This window comes from Afipia carboxidovorans OM5 (genome assembly GCF_000218565.1).
GTDB lineage: Bacteria > Pseudomonadota > Alphaproteobacteria > Rhizobiales > Xanthobacteraceae > Afipia > Afipia carboxidovorans.
The window spans coordinates 2,826,125-2,851,282 of sequence record NC_015684.1 but is presented as its reverse complement, the minus strand read 5'-3'; the positions used below and the strand labels follow the sequence as shown (position 1 = coordinate 2,851,282).

21 protein-coding genes and 1 tRNA gene are annotated in these 25,158 nt (G+C 63.0%); 20 read left to right on the top strand and 2 right to left on the bottom strand.

Annotation, left to right across the window (positions count from 1 at the left end):
• Window positions 1–409 precede the first annotated feature (409 nt).
• The 18 genes from OCA5_RS13530 to OCA5_RS13445 all read left to right on the top strand — a co-directional run bounded on the left by OCA5_RS13530 (window position 410) and on the right by OCA5_RS13445 (window position 21,109).
• Window positions 410–2,188, top strand: coding sequence for an acetolactate synthase 3 large subunit (locus OCA5_RS13530; protein WP_012562451.1), 1,779 nt, complete (start codon window positions 410–412; stop codon window positions 2,186–2,188).
• A gap of 18 nt (window positions 2,189–2,206) precedes the next feature.
• Window positions 2,207–2,764, top strand: coding sequence for an acetolactate synthase small subunit (gene ilvN, locus OCA5_RS13525; protein ID WP_012562452.1), 558 nt, complete (start codon window positions 2,207–2,209; stop codon window positions 2,762–2,764).
• Window positions 2,765–2,898: 134 nt separating this feature from the next.
• Window positions 2,899–3,918 (top strand): ketol-acid reductoisomerase, encoded by a 1,020-nt coding sequence (gene ilvC, locus OCA5_RS13520; RefSeq protein ID WP_012562453.1) that lies wholly within the window; start codon window positions 2,899–2,901, stop codon window positions 3,916–3,918.
• A gap of 103 nt (window positions 3,919–4,021) precedes the next feature.
• Window positions 4,022–4,588: a YbhB/YbcL family Raf kinase inhibitor-like protein gene (locus tag OCA5_RS13515; RefSeq protein WP_012562454.1), complete on the top strand. Its 567-nt coding sequence runs from the start codon at window positions 4,022–4,024 to the stop codon at window positions 4,586–4,588.
• A gap of 101 nt (window positions 4,589–4,689) precedes the next feature.
• Window positions 4,690–5,658: a polyphosphate kinase 2 family protein gene (locus OCA5_RS13510; RefSeq protein WP_012562455.1), complete on the top strand. Its 969-nt coding sequence runs from the start codon at window positions 4,690–4,692 to the stop codon at window positions 5,656–5,658.
• 425 nt (window positions 5,659–6,083) lie between these two features.
• On the top strand, window positions 6,084–7,643 hold the full coding sequence (locus OCA5_RS13505) for a 2-isopropylmalate synthase (protein WP_012562457.1): 1,560 nt from the start codon (window positions 6,084–6,086) through the stop codon (window positions 7,641–7,643).
• 176 nt (window positions 7,644–7,819) lie between these two features.
• Entirely contained in the window at window positions 7,820–8,839 is a 1,020-nt protein-coding gene (locus OCA5_RS13500; protein WP_012562458.1) for a TRAP transporter substrate-binding protein, read from the top strand.
• Between the two features lie 118 nt (window positions 8,840–8,957).
• A complete protein-coding gene (locus OCA5_RS13495) occupies window positions 8,958–9,539 on the top strand; it encodes a TRAP transporter small permease (protein ID WP_013913271.1) in 582 nt (193 codons plus the stop codon).
• Window positions 9,536–10,861: a TRAP transporter large permease gene (locus OCA5_RS13490; RefSeq protein WP_012562460.1), complete on the top strand. Its 1,326-nt coding sequence runs from the start codon at window positions 9,536–9,538 to the stop codon at window positions 10,859–10,861. Before OCA5_RS13495 ends, OCA5_RS13490 begins: the two co-directional genes overlap by 4 nt.
• A 264-nt stretch (window positions 10,862–11,125) precedes the next feature.
• A tRNA-Lys gene (locus tag OCA5_RS13485) sits at window positions 11,126–11,201 on the top strand.
• Between the two features lie 253 nt (window positions 11,202–11,454).
• Window positions 11,455–12,156, top strand: coding sequence for a FadR/GntR family transcriptional regulator (locus OCA5_RS13480; RefSeq protein ID WP_012562462.1), 702 nt, complete (start codon window positions 11,455–11,457; stop codon window positions 12,154–12,156).
• Window positions 12,157–12,490: 334 nt separating this feature from the next.
• Window positions 12,491–14,104 carry an FAD-binding oxidoreductase gene (locus OCA5_RS13475; RefSeq protein WP_012562463.1) on the top strand — a complete coding sequence of 538 codons (1,614 nt, stop codon included), beginning with the start codon at window positions 12,491–12,493 and terminating at the stop codon, window positions 14,102–14,104.
• Window positions 14,105–14,398: 294 nt separating this feature from the next.
• Window positions 14,399–15,466: a ketopantoate reductase family protein gene (locus tag OCA5_RS13470; RefSeq protein WP_012562464.1), complete on the top strand. Its 1,068-nt coding sequence runs from the start codon at window positions 14,399–14,401 to the stop codon at window positions 15,464–15,466.
• 350 nt (window positions 15,467–15,816) lie between these two features.
• Window positions 15,817–16,830, top strand: a complete 1,014-nt coding sequence (locus OCA5_RS13465; RefSeq protein ID WP_012562465.1) for a DUF2778 domain-containing protein — start codon at window positions 15,817–15,819, stop codon at window positions 16,828–16,830.
• A 159-nt stretch (window positions 16,831–16,989) separates the two neighbouring features.
• Window positions 16,990–18,279, top strand: a complete 1,290-nt coding sequence (locus OCA5_RS13460) for an MFS transporter (RefSeq protein WP_012562466.1) — start codon at window positions 16,990–16,992, stop codon at window positions 18,277–18,279.
• 6 nt (window positions 18,280–18,285) lie between these two features.
• Window positions 18,286–19,857 carry a class I adenylate-forming enzyme family protein gene (locus tag OCA5_RS13455; protein ID WP_012562467.1) on the top strand — a complete coding sequence of 524 codons (1,572 nt, stop codon included), beginning with the start codon at window positions 18,286–18,288 and terminating at the stop codon, window positions 19,855–19,857.
• An 87-nt stretch (window positions 19,858–19,944) separates the two neighbouring features.
• Window positions 19,945–20,205, top strand: coding sequence for a phosphopantetheine-binding protein (locus OCA5_RS13450; protein ID WP_012562468.1), 261 nt, complete (start codon window positions 19,945–19,947; stop codon window positions 20,203–20,205).
• A 13-nt stretch (window positions 20,206–20,218) separates the two neighbouring features.
• Window positions 20,219–21,109 (top strand): 2-oxo acid dehydrogenase subunit E2, encoded by an 891-nt coding sequence (locus OCA5_RS13445; RefSeq protein ID WP_013913270.1) that lies wholly within the window; start codon window positions 20,219–20,221, stop codon window positions 21,107–21,109.
• Window positions 21,110–21,280: 171 nt separating this feature from the next.
• On the opposite strand, the gene OCA5_RS13440 is transcribed toward OCA5_RS13445, so the two are convergent.
• Window positions 21,281–21,865, bottom strand: a complete 585-nt coding sequence (locus OCA5_RS13440) for a protein-S-isoprenylcysteine O-methyltransferase (RefSeq protein WP_012562470.1) — start codon at window positions 21,863–21,865, stop codon at window positions 21,281–21,283.
• Window positions 21,866–22,180: 315 nt separating this feature from the next.
• Between OCA5_RS13440 and OCA5_RS13435 the strand changes: the two genes are divergently transcribed.
• Window positions 22,181–22,807: an alpha/beta hydrolase family protein gene (locus tag OCA5_RS13435; protein WP_012562471.1), complete on the top strand. Its 627-nt coding sequence runs from the start codon at window positions 22,181–22,183 to the stop codon at window positions 22,805–22,807.
• Between the two features lie 75 nt (window positions 22,808–22,882).
• On the opposite strand, the gene OCA5_RS13430 is transcribed toward OCA5_RS13435, so the two are convergent.
• Window positions 22,883–24,649 (bottom strand): chloride channel protein, encoded by a 1,767-nt coding sequence (locus OCA5_RS13430; RefSeq protein WP_013913269.1) that lies wholly within the window; start codon window positions 24,647–24,649, stop codon window positions 22,883–22,885.
• Between the two features lie 260 nt (window positions 24,650–24,909).
• Between OCA5_RS13430 and OCA5_RS13425 the strand changes: the two genes are divergently transcribed.
• Window positions 24,910–25,098, top strand: a complete 189-nt coding sequence (locus OCA5_RS13425; protein ID WP_012562473.1) for a hypothetical protein — start codon at window positions 24,910–24,912, stop codon at window positions 25,096–25,098.
• Window positions 25,099–25,158 lie beyond the last annotated feature (60 nt).

The window sequence follows — 25,158 nt, the reverse complement described above, 5'->3', positions numbered from 1 at the left end:
CTCCCTGGCGCGGGAATGCGTCCCGATCGGTCAGCGCAGTGATGGACTCGCGAACCTGCGGCCCTTGCGTCCCGAACGCAGTGCTCTCCCGGCTCATCCGGAAAGGGCTCCCATGCGCATTTTGCATTCGGCGGTTTGCCCGATGCGGGCTATCTTGCGATGCAAGAAGGGCTTGACTTACCGCGCGAGGGGTCTATAAGGCGCGCAACCTTTGGAAATAAAGAGCCAATTATGCGTAATAAAATTACCAATCGGATTGGTAAGGTCATTGGCCTCGTACGCTGGCACATCGTCGGGGTGAGCTAGCTCGACCCCAAACAGGCGATGTGCGCAAAGGTCCTTTCGAGGGCCTTTTTTATTTCCCGAAGCAGATGATCCAGGACGGCGCGACGGCGCAGCGGAGCGAAAGATGAGCGAGACGAAAAAGACTGAATCCCGGCAGATGACCGGCGCGGCAATGGTCGTGCAGGCGCTGAAGGATCACGGCATCCAGCATATTTTCGGCTATCCCGGCGGCGCGGTGCTCCCTATCTATGACGAGATTTTCCAGCAGGATACAGTCCAGCACATCCTCGTTCGTCACGAGCAGGGTGCGGGTCATGCCGCGGAGGGTTATGCGCGTTCGACCGGGAAACCGGGTGTGGCGCTGGTCACGTCGGGGCCGGGCGCGACCAACATGGTCACGGCGCTGACCGATGCGCTGATGGATTCCATTCCGCTGATCTGCATCACCGGGCAGGTGCCGACGCATCTGATCGGCAACGACGCGTTCCAGGAATGCGATACGGTCGGCATCACGCGGCCCTGCACCAAGCACAACTGGCTGGTGCGCGACGTCAACGATCTCGCCAAGATTCTGCACGAGGCCTTCTATGTCGCGACCACGGGCCGCCCCGGTCCGGTCGTCGTCGATATTCCGAAGGACGTGCAGTTTGCGACCGGTACCTATCATCCGCCGCGCAAGAACGACGTTCATGTGTCGTATGCGCCGCGCGTGAAGGGCGATGCCGCGCAGATCCGCAAGGCGGCCGCGCTGCTCGCTTCGGCGAAGCGGCCGGTGATCTATTCCGGCGGTGGCGTCATCAACTCCGGTGCCGAGGCGACGCGCCTGCTGCGCGAACTGGTCGGCACGACCAACTTCCCGATCACCTCGACGTTGATGGGCCTCGGTGCCTATCCGGCGTCCGGCAAGAACTGGCTCGGCATGCTCGGCATGCACGGCACCTACGAAGCCAACATGGCGATGCATGATTGCGACGTGATGCTGTGCGTCGGCGCGCGGTTTGATGATCGTGTCACCGGCCGGCCGGATGCGTTCTCGCCGAACTCGAAGAAGATCCACATCGACATCGATCCGTCGTCGATCAACAAGAATATCCGTGTCGATGTGCCGATTATCGGCGACGTCGCGCATGTGCTGGCCGACCTGCTGGATATCCTCAAGGCCGACGCCAAGCGGCCGGATCTCAAGCCGTGGTGGGCGCAGATCGCGAAGTGGCGCGCGCGCAATTCGCTCGCGTTCAAGAAGAACGACGACGTGATCCTGCCGCAATATGCGATCCAGCGGCTCTACGAGCAGACCCGCCATCTCGACACTTACATCACCACGGAAGTGGGTCAGCATCAGATGTGGGCGGCGCAGTTCTACGGCTTCGAGCAGCCGAACCGCTGGATGACCTCCGGTGGCCTCGGCACCATGGGTTATGGTTTTCCGGCGGCGATCGGCGTGCAGGTTGCCCATCCGGACAGCCTCGTCGTCGACATCGCGGGCGATGCCTCGATCCAGATGATGCTGCAGGAGATGTCCACCGCGGTTCAGTTCAATCTGCCGGTGAAGATTTTCATCCTCAACAACCAGTACATGGGCATGGTGCGTCAGTGGCAGCAGTTGCTGCATGGTAACCGCCTGTCGAACTCCTACTCGGAAGCGCTGCCGGATTTCGTCAAGCTTGCGGAAGCCTATGGTGGCGTCGGCATGCAGGTCACGAAGCCGGGCGACCTCGACGGCGCGATTGAAGAGATGATCAAGGTCAAGAAGCCGGTGCTGGTCGATTGCCACGTCGCGACGTTGGAAAATTGCTTCCCGATGATTCCGTCGGGCAAGGCGCATAACGAAATGCTTCTGCCCGCGGAAGCGAATGACGAAGCGACCGCGGCGGCCTTCGCCGGCGGCAAGGCTTTGGTTTAAGAGGCTGGTGTGATTGCTATGGACAAGCAGACGAACGAACAACCCGCATCGGCCTATTTCATCGAAGAGCGGCACGATCCGAACGAGACGCACACGCTTTCGGTGCTGGTGCAGAACGAGCCCGGCGTGCTTGCGCGCGTCATCGGCCTGTTCTCCGGGCGCGGCTACAACATCGAAAGCCTGACGGTGTCGGAGACCGAGCGCAACAAGCACATGTCGCGCATCACCATCGTCACCACCGGCACGCCGATGGTGATCCAGCAGATCAAGAACCAGCTCGATCGCATGGTGCCGGTCTATCGCGTCGTCGACATGACGCTGACCGGGCATTCGATTGAGCGCGAGCTTGCGATGGTGAAGGTGCGGAGCAAGGGCGATGCCCGCGTCGAGGCGTTGCGGTTGGCCGACGCTTTCCGCGCCCGCGTGATCGACGCGACCACGGAAAGCTTCGTGTTCGAGCTCACCGGCAACACCGACAAGATCAGCCAGTTCGAGGCCCTGATGAAGCCGCTCGGCCTCGTCGAGGTCGCCCGCACCGGCGTTGCGGCCATCACCCGCGGCGCGGACGGTATGTGAGGGCGGCGAGAGGCTGAAAACCCGATTTTACTTCCTCTGAAAATGCATTAGACAACCGGGGATTTTCGAGGGCCGCCCGGCCCTGACGGCCCGTTTCGGGCTTTGAGAAGCCCCTCCACCACAAGGAAAGCACCATGCGAGTTTATTACGATCGCGACGCCGATCTGAACCTGATCAAGGGCAAGAAGGTTGCCGTCGTCGGTTACGGCAGCCAGGGCCATGCCCACGCGCTGAACCTCAAGGACTCCGGCGTCAAGGACGTGGCGATCGCGCTGCGCAAGGGCTCGAGCTCGGCCAAGAAGGCCGAGGGCGCGGGCTTCAAGGTGATGGATGTGGCGGAAGCCGCGAAGTGGGCCGACGTCGTCATGATGCTCACCCCGGACGAGCTGCAGGCCGACATTTATCGCGATCATCTGCATGACAACATGAAGAAGGGCGCGGCGCTTCTGTTCGCGCACGGCCTCAACGTCCACTTCAACCTGATCGAGCCGCGCGAGGACCTCGACGTCCTGATGGTCGCGCCGAAGGGCCCGGGCCACACCGTGCGTGGCGAGTATCAGCGTGGCGGCGGCGTGCCGTGCCTGCTCGCGATCCACAAGGATTCCTCGGGCAATGCCCATGACCTCGGCCTGTCGTATGGCTCGGCAATCGGCGGCGGCCGCGCCGGCATCATCGAAACCTCGTTCCGCGAAGAAACCGAGACCGATCTGTTCGGCGAACAGGCCGTGCTGTGCGGCGGCACCGTCGAACTGATCCGCGCCGGCTTCGAGACGCTGGTGGAAGCAGGCTACGCGCCGGAGATGGCGTACTTCGAGTGCCTGCACGAGATGAAGCTGATCGTTGACCTGATCTATGAAGGCGGCATTGCCAACATGAACTACTCGATCTCCAACACTGCGGAGTATGGCGAGTATGTGTCCGGTCCGCGCGTCATCACGGCGGAAACCAAGGCGGAGATGAAGCGCATCCTCGGCGATATTCAGAGCGGCCGTTTCGCCCGCGACTGGATGCTCGAGAACAAGGTCAATCAGTCCTCGTTCAAGGCGACCCGCGCGCGCAACAACAAGCACCAGATCGAGGAAGTCGGCGCACGGCTTCGCGACATGATGCCCTGGATCAAGAAGGGCGCTCTGGTCGACAAGTCGAAAAACTAAGAGTCTCGTACTCCATAAACTCAATGTGAGCGCGCGGCAGCTTGATCGGCTGTCGCGCGTTTTGCATTCTGTCCTCTGAACTAACAAAGTCGGGAGGAGAGACATGGCTCGCTTCAGGCTTGCCGGATATTGCGCAGTTGCCGGCGTACTACTGCTCAGCGCACCGGTCGCGTCGTTGGCCGACCCGCTGGTGCTGACGTCACCGAATTTCACCGACGGCGGAAAGCTGCCGGTGAAGCATGCCGGTGCTCTGAAAACGAACCCGAATTGCGTCGGCGAAAACGTGTCGCCGGCTTTCGCCTGGAACGATCCGCCAGAGGGCACGAAGAGCTTCGCCTTTGTGGTTTACGACCCTGACGGCGGCCGGGGTCTCGGCGTCTATCATTGGGTCGCCTATGGCATCGCGCCTGACCGCCGCAGCTTTGCCGAAGGCGATGTCGGGCAGCCGTCCGACAAATTTGTCGGCGGCAAGAATACGGCCGGCCTCAATTTCTATCTGGGGCCGTGCCCTCCGCCGAACACCGGGCAGCATCATTACAACTTCAGTTTGATCGCGACGGACCTCGAGCCCAACGCGCTGCCACCCGGTCTCACGCGCGATGAACTGGTGGAAAAGCTCAAGGGACATGCCAAGGGTGTCGGCACCATCGTCGGGCTGTTCGGCCGCTAGCTAATTTTGTCCGGCGCTGCGCATGGCAATGCCGGGATGGCGCTGCTGGCGGATCTTCGATCTGTCCGGTAGCGTTGACGTGAAAGAATGGAGCGCACGTCATGGGCAAGAACGGCAAGTCGGCGAAGCAGGATATCGCGCGCTTTATCGATCCATTCCGGATCGACGGCTCGCGCGAGTTTCATCTTCGCTCGCACGCTTCCGATGAATGCGCGGGCCTCGGCAAGAAGGAGGCCAAGGACCTTTTCGGCGCGAGCAAGAAGCGGCTGCGAGATCTTCAGGAAAAGCTTTACGCACATGACCGCTGGTCGCTGCTTCTGATCTTTCAGGGCATGGACGCCGCCGGTAAGGACAGTGCGATCGAGCACGTGATGACGGGCGTCAATCCGCAGGGCTGCGAGGTCTATGCGTTCAAGCAGCCTTCCACGCTGGAGCTCGATCACGATTTCATGTGGCGTTGCCTCACCGCGCTGCCGCAGCGCGGGCGGATCGGCATCTTCAACCGCTCCTACTATGAGGAGCTGCTGATCGTGCGCGTGCATCCGGAGGTGCTTGCGAAAGAAAAGGTTCCGGCACGCCTTGTCACCAAGAACATCTGGCACGAACGCTTCGAGGACATTACGGCGATCGAGAAATATCTCGCGCGCAACGGCACGGTGATCCTGAAATTCTTCCTCCACGTCTCGAAAGGCGAACAGCGTAAGCGCTTTCTCGAGCGGCTCGATCAACCGGCGAAGAACTGGAAGTTCTCCGCGCAGGATGTCGCCGAGCGCGCGCTGTGGGACAAGTATCAGGCGGCCTATCAGGATGTGCTGCGCCATACGGCAACCAGGGATGCGCCGTGGTTCGTGGTGCCGGCGGACCACAAATGGTTCACGCGCCTGGTCATCAGTTCGGCCATCGTCGATGCGCTGGAGAAGCTCGATCTTGCCTATCCGGCAAAACCGGAAGCCTCGCAGGCCGAGCTGAAGAAGGCGCGGGAACAACTTGAGAAGGAAAGCCGGGGTCGCCCGGCCGTGCCGCGCCGGGCCGCAGCGCCAAAGGCATCGGCCAACGGGCAGGGCGCATGAGGTAATTTTCGCTGCGAATTGCAGGGATAAGTCAGGATAGCTGACTGTTTTTTGGCGTTGCGGCGAAGCGAAAATCGTCTAAATATGAAGGTGATGGCGGTGCACCGCAACCAAGCCTCAAGGATTTGGGCGGATCATGCGCTGCAGACGGCATTGTGACGACAGATAGCGATTCAAAGCGATGATGAGTGGCAGGTCAAAGAGGGTGCAGGGACGGGCGGTTGCGATCGCTCGCGTCGCCGCGCGCCCGGCTGCCACGTCGCTGTCCTTCGCCCTCCTGTCCCTTGCCGCTCTTGCCGGCGGGCTTCTGCTTCTTATCCGCCCCTGAGGGCCGTCTGGGCATGCGCCTGGGCACTCAGGGGACCCGCGATGAAGCTGACACCCCTTGAGCGCCGCTGGCGCCTCTGACCGAAGGAATTTTTCTGATGACGAGCCCCTCCACGTCCGACAAGGACCGCGTCGTTATTTTCGACACCACGTTGCGCGACGGCGAGCAGTGCCCCGGCGCCACCATGACTCATGAGGAGAAGCTGGAAGTCGCCGAGATGCTCGACACCATGGGCGTCGACATCATCGAAGCCGGCTTCCCGATCGCCTCCGTCGGCGACTTCGAGGCGGTGGCCGAGATTGCCAAGCGTGCCAACAACGCGGTGATCGCCGGTCTCGCCCGTGCGATCCCGGCCGACATTGTCCGTGCGGGTGAAGCCGTGCGGCATGCCAAGCGCGGTCGCATCCATACGTTCGTATCGACCTCGCCGATCCACCTCGCGCACCAGATGCGCAAGAGCGAAGAGGACGTGCTCGGCATCATCACCGCGACGGTGGCGCAGGCGCGCAATCTCGTCGATGACGTCGAGTGGTCGGCGATGGATTCGACCCGTACACCGATCGACTATTTGTGCCGTTGCGTCGAGACCGCGATCGCGGCGGGCGCGACGACGATCAACCTGCCCGATACCGTGGGTTATGCGGTGCCGGAAGAGTATCGCCGCATGTTCAAGGTCATCCGCGAGCGGGTGCCGAACGCCGACAAGGCGGTGTTCTCGGTGCATTGCCATGACGATCTGGGCCTGGCGGTTGCGAACTCGCTCGCCGGCGTCGAGGGCGGCGCACGCCAGATCGAATGCACCATCAACGGCATCGGCGAGCGCGCCGGTAACGCCGCGCTGGAAGAAGTCGTGATGGCGATCAAGACCCGCGGCGATGTGATGCCTTACTGGTGCAACGTCGAATCGACGACGCTCACCCGCGCCTCGAAGGTGGTGTCGGCAGCGACGTCGTTCCCGGTGCAGTACAACAAGGCGATCGTTGGCCGTAACGCCTTCGCCCATGAGAGCGGCATCCATCAGGACGGCGTTCTGAAGAATGCGCAGACCTATGAGATCATGACGCCCGAAAGCGTCGGCGTGAAACAGACCTCGCTGGTGATGGGCAAGCACTCCGGCCGTCATGCCTTCCAGCACAAGCTGCGGGAACTGGGCTACGAGCTCGCCGATAACCAGTTGCAGGATGCCTTCGTGCGCTTCAAGGCGCTCGCCGACCGCAAGAAGGACATCTACGACGAGGACATCGAGGCGCTGGTCGATCAGGAGCTGGCGCAGACGCATGACCGCCTGCGTCTGGTGTCGCTGACGGTGATCGCGGGCACCCATGGCCCGCAGCGCGCGACCATGAAGGTCGAGGTCGACGGCAAGGTGCGGATCGACGAGGCCGAGGGTAACGGCCCGGTCGATGCGGTCTTCAACGCCGTCAAGACCTTGGTACCGCACGAGGCGAAACTGGAGCTGTATCAGGTCCATGCCGTCACGGCGGGAACCGACGCGCAGGCGGAGGTTTCCGTCCGGCTGTCGCAGGATGGCCGGTCGGTGACGGCTCGCAGTTCAGACCCGGATACGCTCGTGGCCTCGGCCAAGGCCTATCTGAGCGCCCTCAACAAGATCATTTCCCGCCAGCAGCGCGAGGCGCCGGTAGCTGCGGCAAGTTGACACATTTCCGGCTTTTCGGCTAAGGCGGCGTCCAGCGATGGACGCCGTTTTTGTTCGGTTCTTCTGCGAAGGATCAATAGGCTTGGTCGTATTTGTCTGTAATGGTCGCCACCCATCAGGCTGCGACATTGTAGCCTGATCGGACTTCTAAAGTGGGCCCTGGGAGGAATATGCCTATGAAGAAAATTACAATTGCCGCTGCTTCGATCGCCGCAGCCTTTATGGTTGGGCCCGTCACCACGGTCGGACCGGCCAGCGCGCAGAGCCCGGTCGTCATCAAGTTCAGCCACGTCGTGGCTCCGGAGACCCCGAAGGGCAAGGGCGCCGAGAAGTTCAAGGAGCTTGCCGAGAAGTACACCAACGGCAAGGTCAAGGTTGAGGTCTACCCGAACTCGCAGCTCTATAAGGACAAGGAAGAGGTCGAGGCGCTGCAGCTTGGTGCGGTGCAGATGCTTGCTCCCTCGCTCGCGAAGTTCGGCCCGCTCGGCGTCAAGGAATTCGAGGTTTTCGACATTCCCTACATCATGCCGGACAAGGCCGCGCTGAAGCGCGTCACCCATGGCGAAGTCGGCAAGAAGCTCCTTGCCAAGCTCGAGCCGAAGGGCATCAAGGGCCTCGCTTACTGGGACAACGGCTTCAAGATCATGAGCGCGAACCGGCCTCTGCATAAGCCGGAGGATTTCCGCGGTCTGAAGATGCGCATCCAGTCGTCCAAGGTTCTGGAAGCCCAGATGCGTGCATTGGGCGCCATCCCGCAGGTCATGGCGTTCTCGGAAGTCTATCAGGCGCTGCAGACCGGCGTTGTCGACGGCACCGAAAACCCGCCGTCCAACATGTACACCCAGAAGATGAACGAGGTTCAGAAGCACGCCACGCTCTCGAACCACGGCTATCTCGGCTACGCCGTGATCGTGAACAAGAAGTTCTGGGAAGGCCTGCCGGACGACGTCCGCGGCCAGCTTGAGAAGGCGATGGCGGAGGCAACCGACTATGCCAACGATATCGCCCAGAAGGAAAATGACGACGCTCTCGCCGCGATGAAGAAGGCTGGCACCACCAACTTCTACACCCTCACGGCTGAAGAGACCGCCGCCTGGCGCAAGGCCCTCGATCCGGTCGCCGATGAAATCGGCAACCGCGTCGGCAAGGACCTGATCGCCGAGTTCCGTAAGGAAGCTGCGGCTTCCGGAAAATAATGTGAGATGCGAAACGGCCCGGTGCAAAACCGGGCCGTTTTGTGCTTCTCTGCACCCAAAATAATATCGTGCTGTTGCTGATCGTCCGTTACCGGTCCGGTCGTCGATGGGGGGACACGTGACGCTTTTCTTGCGCATCCTCGACAGGCTCGAGGAGATTCTAATTACATTCCTGATCGGGGCCGCGACCGTCGTGATCTTCATCGCGGTCGTGCATCGCTACGGCTCCGGCGTCTCTTTCCTCTATCCCTATCTGCACAAGATCCACATGTCCTGGGCGCAGGAACTGTGCATCTACATGTTCGTGTGGATGGCGAAGTTTGGCGCGGCCTATGGCGTGCGCACCGGCATCCATGTCGGCGTGGACGTTCTCGTGCTGAAGCTGCCGCCGAAGTCGCGCAAGGCCACCATTCTGTTCGGATTGCTGTGCGGCGCGCTGTTCACCGGCGTGATCGGCACCATGGGCGCAAAGTTCGTCTATGGCCTCTCTCTCACTGACCAGACCTCGCCCGACCTCGAATGGCCGAGCTGGATCGTCTATCTGTGCGTGCCGCTCGGTTCGTACCTGATGTGCTTCCGCTTCCTGCAGGTCGCTTATTCGTACTGGCGCACCGATGAACTGCCCCAGCACGACCATTCGCATGTCGAGGGTATTGAGCTCGACGATGCAGTTGGCCCGACCCCGGAGGCCCAGCGATGAGCACGCTTTTCATCTTCCTGCTGCTGGTCGCGCTGATGCTGACCGGCATGCCGATCTCGATCGCACTCGGCCTCACGGTGCTGACGTTCCTGTTCGTGATGACGCAAGTGCCGATCGAGTCGGTGGCGCTGAAGCTGTTCACCGGCATCGAGAACTTCGAGATCATGGCGATCCCGTTCTTCATCCTGGCGGGCAACTTCCTCACTCATGGCGGCGTCGCGAGACGCATGATCAGATTCGCCACATCGATGATCGGCCACTGGTACGGCGGCCTCGGCCTCGCGGGCGTTATGGCGTGCGCGTTGTTCGCCGCGATCTCCGGCTCCTCGCCTGCGACGGTGATCGCGATCGGCTCGATCCTGATGCCGGCGATGGTGCAGCAGGGCTTCCCCAAGCGCTTCGGCGCAGGCGTCATCACCACCTCGGGCGCACTCGGCATTCTGATCCCGCCGTCCATCGTCATGGTGATCTATTCGGTCGCGACCGGCGGCAGCGTCGCGCTCGGGCCGAACGGCGAGCGGGTGCTCTCGGCCTCAGTCGGCCAGTTGTTCATGGCAGGCGTGATCCCGGGCATCATGCTCGCTTCGCTCCTCGGCATGACGACATTCTATCGTGCCTGGAAGAACGATTATCCGCGTTTGCCGCGAGCAAGGTGGGCCGAGCGGATCAAGGCATTCCGTGAGTGCGTCTGGGGTCTGCTGCTGATCGTCATCGTGCTCGGCGGCATCTATGCCGGTTGGTTCACGCCGACTGAAGCGGCGGCGATGAGCGCGGTCTATGCCTTCGTCATTGCGGTGTTCGTCTACAAGGACATGACACTGCGGGACGTGCCGCGTGTGTTGCTCGGCTCGGCCAACATGAGCGCGATGATCCTCTACATCATCACCAACGCCGTGCTGTTCTCGTTCCTGATGACGAGCGAGCAGGTGCCTCAGGCGATGACCTCGTGGATCACCGAGAACGGCGTGAACTGGGTCACCTTCCTGATCTTCGTGAACATCCTGCTGCTACTGGCGGGCAACGTGATGGAGGCGAGTTCGATCGTGCTCATCACCGCGCCGATCCTGTTCCCGATCGCGGTGAAGCTCGGCATCCATCCGGTGCACCTCGGCATCCTGATGGTGATCAACATGGAGGTGGGCATGTGCCACCCGCCTGTCGGCCTCAACCTCTATGTGGCGTCGGGTATCGCCAAGATGGGCATCACCGAGCTGACAGTTGCGGTGTGGCCGTGGTTGCTGACGATGCTGATGTTCCTCGTCGCGGTGACGTTCATCCCGGAAATCTCGCTGTGGCTGCCGCGCATGCTCGGCATGCTGTGAGGCTGCTTCTTCAAGGCCGGCAGGGTCGCGTGACCCTGCCGGCCTTTTAATTTTGGGACGTGCAGAATTTTCTTTGAGAGTTGTGCGGGAATGACCGGCGATGAGGCCATCGGCGCCGCTGTTGCGGGCGCTCCGTCAGGAAATCCACAGCCTGAAAATAGACCATGATTTTCCGAACGAAATCGTCCCGCTCTTTGCTGGACATCGGGGAATGGCTTTGCTAAACGACGGCCTCCCCCACGGACATTTTATCCGGTCGGAGCCGGGCGATTAGCTCAGTTGGTAGAGCAGCTGACTCTTAATCAGCGGGTCGTAGGTTCGAGCCCTACATCGCCCACCAAAAACTCACAGAAATCCCAGCCATTTGATTCTCCGTGCGATGTAGCGCGGGGATGTCATGTTTCGCATCGCCTCGATAGGCGAGTCGGACTAGAGCGCGGCCTCCCTTATGGCGGCGCCTGGTAGCGAGGCAGGGCAATGGGGGCGGGGCAGGCGAGTGGTTTCCGAAATCGCCTAAGAATTTGCTTTGTCGGGCGGGCTCTAAATTGGTATGACCAGAATCAGCCCGGTTTAACAATGAGGTCCCAATCCCGATGGGCAGGCATGAGGTCGCATCCACAACGATCAGCCGGATTCTGACGTTCATTCGGGCCCGGAACTACGAGCCGAAGGAGCGCCTGCCATCCGAGCGCGACCTTGCGGAGAAATTCGCCACCAGCCGCAGCGCAATCCGCGAGGCGCTGGCGACGCTCGAGGCCATGCGGGTGATCGAGCGGCGGCCGAATTCCGGCATTTATCTCCGCGAATGGGACCAGAGCAGCATCGAGGCGCTGGTGCTCCATGCCGATTCCGGGCTGTCGCTGACGCGCGAGGAGGTCGCCAAGGCGCTCGAAGTCCGCCGCATCCTTGAGGTCGAGGCGGTGCGGCTCGCCTGTTCGCGCCGGACGGCGGCCGACCTCAAAAGCCTCCGCGAAATTCTCGATGAGACCGCTGCGCGCGTGGCGAAGCGGCAGTCGATCGAGAACGAGGATCAGGCGTTTCATCTCGGCATCGTCGTTGCGACGCGCAATGACGTTCTCGTCCGCGTCGTGAACGCGTTTTACGAAATGTCGAAGCAGCGCCGCCAATTGTATTTTTCGGACGCCGACCGCTGCGAGCTGTCCTATCGGGAACATTGCCGGATCGTCGATGCCGTGGAGGCGCGCGAGCCCGATGCCGCCGCCCAGCGCATGAGCGAGCATCTCTCGCAGACCGCAGGATCGTGGGCGAGCCTTCTCAGCGATACCGACGCCTGAGATCGCCTCTGCCCTGAAGGACGGCTGCACCGCGTGTACCTCTGGTGCGCGCTCTTTTAGCCGTCCTGTATGCCCCAAGCAGGCGCCCAAGCGGTTTCTGCGCCCGTGCGCTCCCGCAACTTTCCACCAATCCCTCGTCCGTTCCTGCCTCCTGCGGGGATAGCTGCCTGCTGCCCGGTGCATGTTTTCCCGGAACAAGCGGCTTGCGCCTTGACAGGCTACCGCTCGCCAGCAATAGTGGTATGACCGGATTGGAGATACCAATCTACACCGCCCACATGCGATGCAACGCCGGCATTCGGCTGCCGTAGGGGCACACAGGGAGACCATCGACATGCATGGCGGATCGCAGGAGCGGCGCAGAAAGTTCTACGGGTGGGGCTACGAGGGTGACGAAGTCACCCCGGCTGAAATGGTCGAGTTCGAACAGGCCTGGACCAAGCTTCTGGGCGTGACCGATTTCAGCGCGCTGCCGTTTCCGACCGAGGATTCGGTCAAGATTCGCGATCCGCGCGTGAAGGTCCCGGCTTCGCTGCAGCACATCTGCGCGACCGACAAGTATGATCGCCTCTATCACACCTACGGCTCCGGCACCGTCGATGTCGCCTTCTCGATCCGTGGCGAATTCCGCAATCCGCCGGATGCCGTCGCTTATCCGCGCACCGAAGACGACATCGTGCAGATCTATCGCTGGTGCGAGAACGACAACCTCGCGGCCGTGCCTTACGGTGGCGGCACCAGCGTCGTCGGCGGTGTCAATCCGCCGTCGCATGATCGCTATCGCGGCGTCGTGTCGATCGACATGAAGTATTTCAACAAGGTGCTGGAGATCGACAAGGCTTCGCAGTCGGCGCGGATTCAGGCCGGCATTCTCGGGCCGGATCTCGAGCGGCAGTTGAAGCCGAGCGGGCTCACCATGCGCTTCTTCCTGCAGGCGTGGGAGTTTTCTTCGCTCGGCGGATGGATCGCGACCCGCGCGGCCGGCCACTTCGCGACCGTCTACACCCAGATCGACGATCACGTGCAGAGCCTCAAGGTCGTCACGCCGTCGGGCAACATCGAATCCCGCCGCTTCCCGACCTCTGGCGCGGGCCCGAATCCCGACCGTCTGTTCCTCGGCTCGGAAGGCGCGCTCGGCATCATCACCGAGGCGTGGGTGCGGCTGCACAAGCGTCCTGTGCATCGGCAGATGGCGAGCGTGCGGTTCGCCGATTACGACAAGGCGGTCGAGGCGACGCGGGTGATCTCGCAGGCGAACCTCTATCCGGCGAGCGCGCGTCTCGTCGAGCGGGAGGAGGCTGTCTACACCGGCTCGAGCGACGGCAGCTACGACATTCTCGTGCTTGGCTTTGAATCCGCGGACCGTCCGGTCGATGCGCTGATGAAGCGCGCGCTCGAAATCTGTGGCGATCACGGCGGCAAGTGGGATGATACCGCGCTCGGCGGCGATGCCAACGCCGACAAGAGCGCGAAGAACTGGCGCGATAAGTTCTTGCGCGGGCCGTATTTGCGCGAATACGCGATTGCACGCGGTGTGATGCGCGAGACGATGGAAACCTGCGTGCCGTGGAGCGGCTTCGCGCACCTGCGTGAGCACGTGAAGGCGGAGACCCATCGTGCGATCCGCGAAGTGACGGGCCGCCCCGGTTCGGTGACGTGCCGCTTCACGCACATCTATCCCGACGGACCGGCGCCGTACTTCACCTGGTTCGCTTACGGCGACAAGATGCGTGTTCCCGAGCAGTACATGGCGATCAAGAAGATCGCGGAGCAGGCGATGGTCGATGCCGGCGGTACCGTCACGCACCATCACGCCTTGGGCCGCGATCATCGCCCCTGGTACGACAAGGAACGGCCTGAGTTGTTCTGCTCGGCGATGAAGGCCGCGAAGGACATCTTCGATCCGAAGATGATCCTCAATCCGGGGATCCTGTTCGATCCGTCGTGAGCGATGAATAGGTGCTCTGCAGCCACGCTTGTATCGCTGCTGCAGATTATATCGTATAGCGGCGGCGGCTTCGGCTTCCGCCGCTGTTACGCGTTCTAAAGTGCGTCTCAGTCAGTACTTGACGGTATTGTGTGCGGGTGACGTCGTCTTGCGGCGTTTCGCGTCACGGCGAAATGCCGGAAGGCTTCCTATATAGCCCGCGTCGGTGGCGCGGTTCGCTGTGCGGTATTGTATGGCGGCACTCCCGGCGCAGGCAAAAAAACAAAAAGCCTCAAAAACCTTGGGAGACTATCAATGGCTTATAACATCCTCATCCTCGGCGCGTCTTATGGTTCGCTGCTCGCATCAAAACTGATGTTCGGCGGGCACAATGTGACTCTCGTCTGCCTTCCCGCCGAGGCCGATCTCATCAACAGCGAAGGCTTCCGTGTTCGCATGCCGGTGCGCGGTCGCAAGGAGCAGATCGAGATCGAATCTCGCAAGCTTGCGGGCAAGGTCACGGCGGCAGGTCCCGCCGATGTCAATCCGGCCGATTTCGATCTGATCGGCCTTGCGATGCAGGAGCCGCAATACCGCTCGCCAGGTGTGCGCGAACTGCTCGATGCCGTCGCGAAATCCGGCAAGCCGTGCATGTCGATCATGAACATGCCGCCGCTGCCGTATGTACGGCGCATTCCGGGCCTCAATCACGATGCACTGAAGCCCGCGTACACCGATCCGTCGGTATGGGGTTCGTTCACGCCCGGCAACGTGACGCTGTGCAGCCCGGACCCGCAGGCGGTGCGTCCGCCGGAAGAGAAGGTCAACGTGTTGCAGGTGACGTTGCCGACCAACTTCAAGGTCGCGCGCTTCGACAACGAGAGCTACAACACCATCCTCAAGAAGTTGGCAGCCGACGTCGAGGCGGTGCGCTTCGATGCGCCGGAAGGCAAGATCGAACTGCCGGTGAAGCTCAAGTATCACGAGTCGATCTTCGTGCCGCTCGCGAAGTGGGCGATGCTGCTTGCTGGCAACTATCGCTGCATCACCAAGGACGGCATGCGCACGGCGCAGGAGGCGGTGCATTCCAACATCGATGAATCCCGCTCGGTCTATAACTTCGTCAACGACCTCTGCGTGAAGCTCGGTGCGGCGCCGACCGATCTCGTCCCCTTCGAGAAATACGCGGCTGCGGCCGAGAGCCTGACGCGCCCGGCCTCCGCCGCCCGCGCGCTCAACAACGGCGCGCCCTATATCGAGCGCGCCGACAAGCTCGTGCAGTTGATCGCGAAGGAGAAGGGCCTCAGCCATCCGGTGATCGACGGCATTGTGGACCTGGTCGATCGGCGGCTGGAAGCCAATCGCGCCAAGGCGGCTGCTTAAGGCTGCTGCGTAAGCGGCCCTTCGCCCGTCTTGCGTAAAATGGCCGGTGCTGCGTGCCAGCCCGGTCTTTTCGCACAGGGTTATTCAGGCCTGCCGGAAGCTGTGACCAAGCCTCCGGCAGGTCTTTTTCTCGAAAACCGCGGTTGCGGGAACCCGATTAGGGGAGGATGCTAGGGCACCTGCACTTAATCGGCATTTAACTAAAATGCCGCCTTAATGCAGCGTTCGTGGTTCGCGGGGGCAGACCTAAAGGTTTCCGTTGCCATGACAATTCCGTAATTGGATGGTCCACGGTATGTGCCGCCACATACTGAAGGGGCCGGAGTGAAGCTGAATAGGTCGCAAGGCGAATGAAGTCTCGTCCCCGCAAGCCTTGTGATCGGAAAGCGGCTGCACGCCAGCGCCATTCCCACAAGGCCGTTCGGCAGACCTTTATTGGTGGCGTCCTGCTCGCGGGGGGCGCGCTTTCCTGTCTCTGGATTCTCAACGTCAGCCTCGGCGAGGCCTCGACCCAGCCGTCGTCGCTGCCGCCGTTTGAACTCGCGACCACCGTTCCCTCCGTCAGCGCTGCGCCCGCGCGTTATGCGGCGCTGCTCGATGCCACCTCGTCGCTCGGCCCGGCCACGTCGTTCAACAAACCGGTTGCCTTTGACGAGCGCTGGGCATCCCTGGCGCCCGCACCGGAGCCGGCCAGAATCGATATTGCCGCAACGCGCCCGGTAGAGCCGCCTGCGGAGGTGACGCAAGAGGTTGCGGCCGCCGTGCCACTGCCGGCGCCGCGCCCGGCCATCGCGAAGAACGGTCCCTCGCGCGAGGATGCGACTCAGGAGAACAAGGACGTCGCGCTGGCCCAGCCCGCGAAGGAGCCTTCGATCTTCGAGCGGCTGTTCGGCAAGCTCACCCCTGCCAACACCACGCTCGCTTATGCCGCACCGGATGGCGGTATTTTCAGCGATGGCACCAGCCGCACCGGCGGCCGCTATGATCGCTACACTGCCGTCTACGATATATCGGCGCGTACCGTTTACATGCCGGACGGCACCAAGCTCGAGGCGCATTCCGGCCTCGGCAGCCGGCTCGACGATCCGCGCTTCGTCCATGAGCGGATGCGGGGTTCGACGCCGCCCGCGACTTACGAGCTGAAAATGCGCGAGGCGCTGTTTCATGGCGTCGAGGCGATCCGCCTGACGCCGGTGGACAGCAACGTCTATGGCCGTACCGGGCTACTGGCTCACACCTACATGCTGGGGCCGAAGGGCGATTCCAACGGCTGCGTCTCGTTCAAGGACTACGACGCCTTCCTCAAGGCCTACAAAAACCAGCAGGTGAAGCGGCTCGTCGTCGTCGCCCGCCTCAACTCCTGATCCTGAACCTCCCGTTTTCTTGATCGACCGAGCGCGCCTGCAAGCCTTGCATGCGCGCTTGAGGGCTTGCCAAGACAGGGCTTCTCACGCCATGCACGGACGCGACATATCGTGTGCGGCCGCGCCCGCGGGCCGCTCCTGCGAAGGTATTCCGGCCGAATGGAGTTCGATTCCCCGCGCGATATCCTGCGGCACCGGCCGTTTCAGTTCTTCTTCGTGACGCGGAGCTTTTCGCGTTTCGCGACCCAGATCTCGACGGTCGCGATCGGCTGGCAGATCTATGATCTCACCGGTAGCGCGCTCTATCTCGGCCTCGCCGGGCTGACGCAATTCCTGCCGACGGCGATCCTTGTGTTCGTCGCGGGCCATGTCGCCGACCGCTACGACCGCCGTCGCGTGTTGCAGGTCTGCCAGAGTGCGGAGGGACTGGTGGCAATCGGGCTCGCGCTCGGCAATGTCTTCGACATTCTCACCGTGCCGGGGATTTTTGCGGCGCTTATCGTGCTCGGCACCGCGACCGCATTCGAGAGCCCGGCGACCGCGGCGATCCTGCCTGCGGTGGCGCCGCCGGGCCGGCTGCAGCAGGCGACCGCACTCTCCACTGCGGGCAACCAGATGGCGACAATCGTGGGTCCGGCGCTCGGCGGATTTGCCTACGCGGCCTCTCCAAGCGTGCCGTACGCTATTATGACCGTATTGTGGCTTTTCGCTTCGGTGATGACGCGCGCGATTCACCTCGAACGACCACCGGCGCCGAAGGAGATGCCGACCTTCAGTGCGCTGTTCGGGGGCGTGCGGTTCGTGCGCGACAACCCGATCATCCTCGGCGTGATCTCGCTCGACCTGTTTGCGGTGCTGTTCGGCGGTGCGACTGCGCTGCTGCCGATTTATGCGCGGGATATTCTGCAGACCGGCCCGTGGGGACTCGGGCTGTTGCGGGCGGGACCGGCAGTCGGCGCGCTGGCGATGACGGTCGTGCTCGCGCATCTGTCGATCAATCGCCGCGCGGGCTTGCGGATGTTTCAGGCGGTGATCGCGTTCGGCGTCGCGACCATCGTGTTCGCGTTCTCGGAGACGATCTGGCTGTCGCTGCTGGCGCTCGCGGCGATGGGCGCGGCCGATACCGTGAGCGTGGTGATCCGCTTCTCGCTGGTGCAGCTCTCGACGCCGGATGAGATGCGCGGCCGGGTGGGGGCGGTGAACTATCTGTTCGTCAATGCCTCAAACCAACTGGGCGAGTTCGAGAGCGGCGTCGTCGCGGAATTTCTCGGCGCGGTGCCGTCCGCGGTGCTGGGCGGCGTCGGCACCATCCTGATCGCGCTGGCATGGATGCGGCTGTTTCCAACACTGCGCGCGGTCGAGCGGCTGGACGAGCCGATGCCGTCGTCGTCTCTCGCATCTTCCGCGCCGCCTGCCGATGTGGCAATGAGAGCTCGGCCCCCGGCGTGAGACGTGATGGACACCGTTATCCTGCAATTCGACGATGATGCGCGGCCCTCGCGCGCGAGCGCGAGTGGGCAGGGCGCTGCGCCGTCGCTCGAGGGCGTCGATCATCTCGGGCTGGCGTTCTTCGATGTCGCGCGTGCGCGTGGTGCGCATCCCGCGATCGAAACCGAAAAGGCGGCGTTCACCTATGACTGGTTGCTGCGTGCCGCCGAAAGCGTGCGCCGCTATCTCTGCAGCCGCGAGGATTTTGCACCGGGTGCGCGCGTTGCGCTAAAGCTTGCGAACTCGCCGGAGTACGTCGCGGCGTTTTACGGCACGCTGCTCGCCGATGGCGTCGTGGTGCCGTTGCCGGTCGCGCTCGAACCGGCGCGGTTGCAGCAGGTCGAGGATGCCTGCCGCCCCGACATCCTGATCGTGCCGAAAAATCTGGCGGACAACACATCCGATGTGGTGACGCTCGTTGCCGATACGCCAAGTGATCTCGCACGCCCGGTTGTGCAGCGTAGCCGTGACGATCTCGCGATGCTGCTGTTCACCTCGGGCTCGACCGGTTTGCCGAAAGGCGTGATGCTGAGCCACGGTAATCTTCTCGCCAATGCACGCGCGATCCTGCACGAACTGCCGATCACGCCGGACGAGCGCGCGCTGGTGCTGCTGCCGTTCTGCCATGCGTTCGGCAATTCGATTCTGCAGACGCATATACTGGCAGGCGCGACCATGGTGTTCGCGGGCGCGCTGATGTTTCCGGCGACGATCCCGCAGGCCATTGCCAAATTTTCCGCGACGAGTTTTTCCGCCGTGCCGGAAGTCTACGGCATGCTGCTGAAATACGGTGGCCTCGGCGACCAGAAGATGCCGAGCCTGCGCTATATGTCGGTCGCGGGCGGCGGATTGCGCCACGATCTCTCGCTGCGGATGGCGGAGCTAATCAAGCCTGCCGAATTCTATGTGATGTATGGGCAGTCGGAGGCGAGCGCGCGGCTTGCGGTGCTGCCGCCGGCCGAGCTTAAAGCACGTGAAGGCTCGATCGGCCGGGCGCTCGACGGCGTCGCGCTTGCGGTGATGGATGACGCGGGCGCGGCGTTGCCGCCGGGTGAAGCCGGCATGCTGTGCGCACGCGGGCCGAACGTGATGCTCGGCTATTGGCAGGACAGCGCTGCGACCGCGGACGTGCTTGGCGCGGACGGCTGGCTGCGGACCGGCGATCTCGCGCGCCGCGATGCCGACGGCTACTTCTACATCGAGGGACGGGCGAACCTTCTGGTGAAGGTGCAGGGCTATCGCGTTCACCCGGCCGAGGTCGAAAGTATCGTGGAGGCGGCGTTTCCCGGCGCCCGCGCGGTCGCGGTGCCGGTGCCCCATGCCGGGGATACGCGCTTTGCGCTGTTCGTCGCTCCGCAGGGCGCGGCCGTCGATGTCGGCAGTCTGCAGGCGGCCTGCCGGGCGGCGCTGGCATCCCACAAGGTCCCTGTCCATATCGAGATCGTGGAGGAGCTTCCGCTCACCTCCGGCTACAAGGTAGACCGCGCTGCCCTGAGCGCACGGGCCGCCGCGGCAGGACAGCCGCCTTCACCCGAATAGGTTAACAGCAAGCCTCTGCGCGCGCGAAGCCGGATGTGCTAAAGCGCGGCGGGACATTAAGCGCGGCGGGACTGGAGAGAAGCGGAAATGGCATTGCAGCGGGCCGAGGTCGAGGCCGAGATTTTGAAGTTCGTGGCGTCGCGTTGCCCGAATTATTCCGGCCTTGGGCGCGACACCGATCTTCTTGAGGAAGAGCTTCTCGATTCGCTGCTGCTGATCGACGTGATCTATCAGATCGAAGAGCGCTACGGCATCAAGCTCGGCGGCGAGCATGTCGGCCCCGTGCATTTCCGCACGCCCGGCACGATCGTCGATCTGGTGCTGAGCCAGGCAGCGCCGCAGGCATAAGGGTCGCGCAGCCATGAAATGGCCTTTGCTGAGTCCTGCGCGGCGAAACGCGGATATCCCGCTCTACAACCGCTATTACCTGCACGCGCCGAAGGCGAGCCATGCCGATCCGGTGATCGTGATGGGCACCGAAGTCGAGGCCGATGCGCTGCTTGCCTTCCTGCAGGACAAGAACCGCGCGGGCGGCACGCTGCTCACCACCGCGCATACGCTGATCCGCGCCACCGCACTGGCGCTGGTGCGTTATCCCGAGATGAACAGCCGCGTGGTCGGCCGCCGAATCTATCGTTTCAGCGAGATCGCCATTCGCATGGGCTTCTTCCATCGCAAGGCGAATGAGATCGACCTTTTGCTGATCGCCTCCGCCGACAAAAAGAGTCTGGAAAAGATCGCCGCCGAAGTCTGGCAGCGGCTTGTCGAAGCCGCGCGCGGCAGCGGCGCGCGCGACCGCGATTTGGCGCGCATGCGCAAGGTGCCGGCGTTCCTGTTCCGGCAGGGGCTGCGCTTCTACGGCCTTCTCGATCGGCATTTCCATTTGCCCGCCGTGAGTCGCCTCGACGAACTGCGGCGCGGCGGGGTGATGGTGAACGATCTTTCGCATTCGGGCGCGCCGCCGATGCGAATGTACAAGCCGAGCCGCTTTGCCGATGGCAGCGACTCGCTCAATCTCACGCTCGGGCCGGTGGAAACGAAATTGGTGATGCGCGACGGCAAGCCTGTCGAAGTGCGGGTCATGCCGCTGTTTCTGCGTGCCGATCATCGTTTGGCCGACGCCTATCAGATCGGTCGCTTTCTCGCCGCGGTGCGCGAGGGCTTGCAGGAGCCGGGGCGGCTTGAGATGAGCGATCCTGCGGCGATGTCCTCTTCACCTCTCCCCAGTGGGGAGAGGTCGCGAACGAAGTGAGCGGGTGAGGGGGATTAAGTATTCGATCGAGGCATTTAGAGCCCCTCACCCCAACCCTCTCCCCAACGGGGAGAGGGAGCACATCGCAATCGTTGTTTGAATTGGAGTAACACTTCGGTCAGTGAATGAGTGAACATCCGTAGCAAATGACGGCAGTCCACTTCACGTCCTCTAGTAAATCCCCGGCAGGACGCGCGCGGTGCGGCGCATGTAGGCGCGATATTCGTCGCCGAAGGTGTCGATCATCATCTGCTCTTCGTGCCCGACGCGCATGAAGAACAGGATGCCGAAGCCGATCAGTCCGGCCGGTCCCGCGATCCAGTTCGGCAGCAGAAACACTTGCGCCAGCGCCCACAGCCAGAACGCCGCGTACATCGGATGACGGACGCGATTGTAGACGCCTTGGGTGACGAGGCGGTGCTGGTCGCGCACTTCGAGCGTCACCGACCAGTTGCGGCCGAGATCCTTGTGCGTGCGGCGGAACATCCACAGCGCCACCGCGAAGATGAGGCCGCCGATCACCACCTGCAGCGGGTGCAGCGGATAGTCGGCAAACGAGAAGGCGTGCAGGAAAACGTAGAGCGCAGGCAGGATGCCGAGGCCGGTGGTGGAGGAGGCAAGCAGCAGTTTCTCGCGCAGCCCCGAGGCCTGGCGGACTTTCGGCGTGCGCCGCGCGCGGCGATCGTGCGGATAACGAATGACGAACCAGCCGACGACGCCGATGGCCCAGATGATCTTGCTCGCCAGAAGCAGCACGGCGGTCCTGTTCTCCAAAGAGTGTTCACGAGTTCCCGGGCGAGAGCATTCGCACAAAGCGGTTCTGGCCGGAAGACGTTGGGCTCTATCCCATACTTCGCGGCTCTATCCCATACTCCGGCCCTGAACGCCACGGGCAGCGTCGCCGGGCTGTCGTAAAAGCCGGTGGATTTAGTTCCACTGTGAGCGAAATTTGCAACACACACGAGCGATGAACAGAGCCATCCACCGCGACGGTTGTCCGCGGCTTGATTTCCGCAGTGCGGTACATTTTAAGTGCGATGATTGGTGTTAACTCTTTCGCGGCGGTGGACGATGCGTGCGGTTTGGCTGGCAATTGTTTTCACGGTGGGGCTGATTTTTGCTCCGGCAGGCGCACAGGCTGCGCCCGGCCATGTCTATTTGCTGAAGGGGCTTGCGAACGTGTTCTCGACCGGCCTCGACAATTACGCGGCTGAACTCACGCGCCGCCGGATTCCGGTGACAGTGGCGAACCACACCGAAGCGGCGAGCCTCGCAAACGAGGCGGCGCGGCTTTACAAGGCAGGCAAGGGTCCGATCGTGATCGTCGGTCACTCGCTCGGCGGCGCGGCTTCGACCCAGATGGCCGAGATCATGCAGCGGCAGGGCGCGAAGGTGGCGCTGATCGTCAATTACGGCCCGCCCGGCAATCAGGTGATTCCGGGCAACGTCGCGCGCGTGGTAAACTATTACGGTGTGGTGGGCGGCATCGCGGTGCGCGGGCCGGGCTCGCGCGCCTCGATCACCAACGTCAATCTCGGCAGCGATCCGGCCATCAACCATTTCAACATGGAAAAGTCGCCGCGCCTGCAGGCGAAGACGATGGGCCAGATTCTCTCAGTGCTGCGCGGCGGTCATCGCGGGCCGAAGGTAGCGCGGACTCCGCAGCAGCATTCTGCTTCGGCCGGCGTCGCCCAGTAACATTGCGCTGATGAGATGAGCGTCCTCGCGCAAGCGGGGACGTGGCGTACTGATTTTGGCCTGAACCAGACCGCGCTACATCTCGCCGACCGAATGGCGGCGGTGGCGCTCGGTTTCCTCCGCATAGCGGCGCAGTGCGTGCGCCTCGGTGAGAAGCCCGATGACGCGGCGGGTGTCGGCCTTGTCGATCACCGCAAGCGATTCCGCCTCGGCGCGGTCGAACGCCGCGACCGCATCCTGCACGCTCATCTCCGGCAACAGCGCGATGCCGCGATAGCGGATGATATCGCTGATGGTTGCGGCGGGCTGGTCGCGCGGGCCGTGCGCGTCGGCGACGAACACGATGCCTGCGTATTTCATCTCCGCATCGACCGCGACCACCTGCGTTCTGGAGCCGAGCGGATAGCAGCGGCGGAAGGTGTCGATCGGCGTGTCCATCGGAATGGTGGTGATGTCGCTGCGCATCATGCTGCCGACGGTGAGTTCGCGAATCCAGCCGATGTCGGCAGCGCTGCGGATGGTCTCGCCGCGCAGATGGAAGCGCCAGGTCGCGAACGAGTAGCCGAACAGTTCGCGCGTCACCTGCGTCGAGACGATGACGGCGATCAGCACCGCGGTGGTGAGCCAGAGATTGCCGGTGGTCTCGAGTGCGATGAACGCCATGGTGAGTGGTCCGCCGACCACCGAGGCTGAAAATGCGCTCATGCCGATCACGGCATAGACGCTGATGTCGAGATGCAGCGTCGGCACCAGCGTGTTCATCGCCGCCGCGAACAGATGGCCGCCGAGTGCACCGCTCAGGAGCGAGGAGAAGAACAGGCCGCCGCGGAATCCCGAGCCGAGCGAGACGATGGAGGCGAGGATCTTCAGTGCGAACAGCGTCGCGACGGTCAGCACCGGTAATGCGACGAGGTTCGTCGTGTGCAGCGCGCCGTGGCCGGAGGACATCACCTGCGGCGCATGCAGCGCGAACACGCCGACGATCAGTCCGCCAATTGCCGGGCGCAGCGGCAGCCACAGCCGCATCCGCGTCATCGCCGTGTCCCAGATCGCGACCGAGCGCATCACGGCGATGCCGACGAGGGCGGAGAGCAGACCGAGCGCGAGTGCGATGGCGATGTCCTGGCTCGTGACCTCGCCGACCTGGCTCAGGATAATACCGGGAACGGTCGGCGCGAGCTGGTGGGCAACGGCGTAGCCGGTGATGGCGGCAACCCCGATCGGGGCGAGGCTCGCGGGCGTATAGCCGCTGATGATCAGCTCAAAAGCGTAGAACGCACCCGCCAGCGGCGCGCCGAATGCGCCTGCGATGGCGGCGGCCGAGCCACAACCGAGCAGAATGCGCTGGTCGGAGCGGCGCAGGTGAAACGCCTTGCCGAGCGAAGAGGCGACGCCACTGGAAATCTGGGTGTAGCCCGCTTCGGTGCCGACCGAGGCGCCGACGCCGCTCGACCACACCGTCTGCAGCGCCACGATGATGCTGCCGCGGAGCGACATCTGCCCGCCATGCAGCGCGTTGGCCTCGATCGGGTCGACCTCGCGCCCCGGCCGCCAGCGGTGCAAGGCGAGGAGCCCGAGGCCGAAGATGAGGCCGCCGAGCGAAGGCACGAGCAGGGCGCGCAGCGGCTCCAGCACCGATTGCGAGGACAACCGCTCGCCATGGGGCAGGTTGAACAACGCCTCGTGCAGGAAGCTCACGGCGTGGCTCATGAGCGCGACGAGAAGCCCGCCGGCGATGCCGATGAGCGCCGCAAGGACGATGAGGCCGGATTCGCGGGCACGGACCAGCGCCCTCAGGCGCCGCGGAGCTTCCAGATAGAGTTTTGATGCCGGTCCCGTCATGTCCTCACGCGCGGGCCTCCGGCGCTGCACCGGCGGCTCGCGCCCTCTATAGCAGCGAAAACTTGGAAAAATCGATAAGGACCGGGATTTTGCGGCCATTCATGCCAGCATTGCAGCACGGGTTATATCGTTCCGGGCGGTTGTGAGCCGCCGCTGGTCGATCTGCCGCGACCGAGTTGCGGTTCGCATGGAACATCCGCCGCAGCAGGGCATTTTCCTCACGGCCGGCTGCGCGATGGCGCACGGCGAGAGGAGGCGTGATGAACGAGAAATTTGACCCGGCCCCGCATGACAAGCACGCGGAGAGCGCCAAGGAGGCCGCGCGCAAGGATCGCCGCGCCAAGAAGGAGCTCGACGAGGGGCTGAAGGACACCTTTCCGGCATCCGATCCGGTCAGCGTCACGCAGCCTACGACCGCCAAAAAGTCCGACCCGGCGACCAGCGAGTAGGCCGCGGGCGGCTTGGAGCGCTGCGCCGACGGTCAGGAGCGTCTCACAGGTGCGCAATCG

What these genes read in the sequence shown, in the direction of transcription:
- OCA5_RS13530 (WP_012562451.1), top strand. Translation starts at nt 410, where the DNA reads ATGAGCGAGACGAAAAAGACTGAATCCCGGCAGATGACCGGCGCGGCA.
- ilvN (WP_012562452.1), top strand. Translation starts at nt 2,207, where the DNA reads ATGGACAAGCAGACGAACGAACAACCCGCATCGGCCTATTTCATCGAA.
- ilvC (WP_012562453.1), top strand. Translation starts at nt 2,899, where the DNA reads ATGCGAGTTTATTACGATCGCGACGCCGATCTGAACCTGATCAAGGGC.
- OCA5_RS13515 (WP_012562454.1), top strand. Translation starts at nt 4,022, where the DNA reads ATGGCTCGCTTCAGGCTTGCCGGATATTGCGCAGTTGCCGGCGTACTA.
- OCA5_RS13510 (WP_012562455.1), top strand. Translation starts at nt 4,690, where the DNA reads ATGGGCAAGAACGGCAAGTCGGCGAAGCAGGATATCGCGCGCTTTATC.
- OCA5_RS13505 (WP_012562457.1), top strand. Translation starts at nt 6,084, where the DNA reads ATGACGAGCCCCTCCACGTCCGACAAGGACCGCGTCGTTATTTTCGAC.
- OCA5_RS13500 (WP_012562458.1), top strand. Translation starts at nt 7,820, where the DNA reads ATGAAGAAAATTACAATTGCCGCTGCTTCGATCGCCGCAGCCTTTATG.
- OCA5_RS13490 (WP_012562460.1), top strand. Translation starts at nt 9,536, where the DNA reads ATGAGCACGCTTTTCATCTTCCTGCTGCTGGTCGCGCTGATGCTGACC.
- OCA5_RS13480 (WP_012562462.1), top strand. Translation starts at nt 11,455, where the DNA reads ATGGGCAGGCATGAGGTCGCATCCACAACGATCAGCCGGATTCTGACG.
- OCA5_RS13475 (WP_012562463.1), top strand. Translation starts at nt 12,491, where the DNA reads ATGCATGGCGGATCGCAGGAGCGGCGCAGAAAGTTCTACGGGTGGGGC.
- OCA5_RS13470 (WP_012562464.1), top strand. Translation starts at nt 14,399, where the DNA reads ATGGCTTATAACATCCTCATCCTCGGCGCGTCTTATGGTTCGCTGCTC.
- OCA5_RS13465 (WP_012562465.1), top strand. Translation starts at nt 15,817, where the DNA reads ATGAAGTCTCGTCCCCGCAAGCCTTGTGATCGGAAAGCGGCTGCACGC.
- OCA5_RS13460 (WP_012562466.1), top strand. Translation starts at nt 16,990, where the DNA reads ATGGAGTTCGATTCCCCGCGCGATATCCTGCGGCACCGGCCGTTTCAG.
- OCA5_RS13455 (WP_012562467.1), top strand. Translation starts at nt 18,286, where the DNA reads ATGGACACCGTTATCCTGCAATTCGACGATGATGCGCGGCCCTCGCGC.
- OCA5_RS13450 (WP_012562468.1), top strand. Translation starts at nt 19,945, where the DNA reads ATGGCATTGCAGCGGGCCGAGGTCGAGGCCGAGATTTTGAAGTTCGTG.
- OCA5_RS13445 (WP_013913270.1), top strand. Translation starts at nt 20,219, where the DNA reads ATGAAATGGCCTTTGCTGAGTCCTGCGCGGCGAAACGCGGATATCCCG.
- OCA5_RS13435 (WP_012562471.1), top strand. Translation starts at nt 22,181, where the DNA reads ATGCGTGCGGTTTGGCTGGCAATTGTTTTCACGGTGGGGCTGATTTTT.
- OCA5_RS13430 (WP_013913269.1), bottom strand. Translation starts at nt 24,649, where the DNA reads ATGACGGGACCGGCATCAAAACTCTATCTGGAAGCTCCGCGGCGCCTG.
- OCA5_RS13425 (WP_012562473.1), top strand. Translation starts at nt 24,910, where the DNA reads ATGAACGAGAAATTTGACCCGGCCCCGCATGACAAGCACGCGGAGAGC.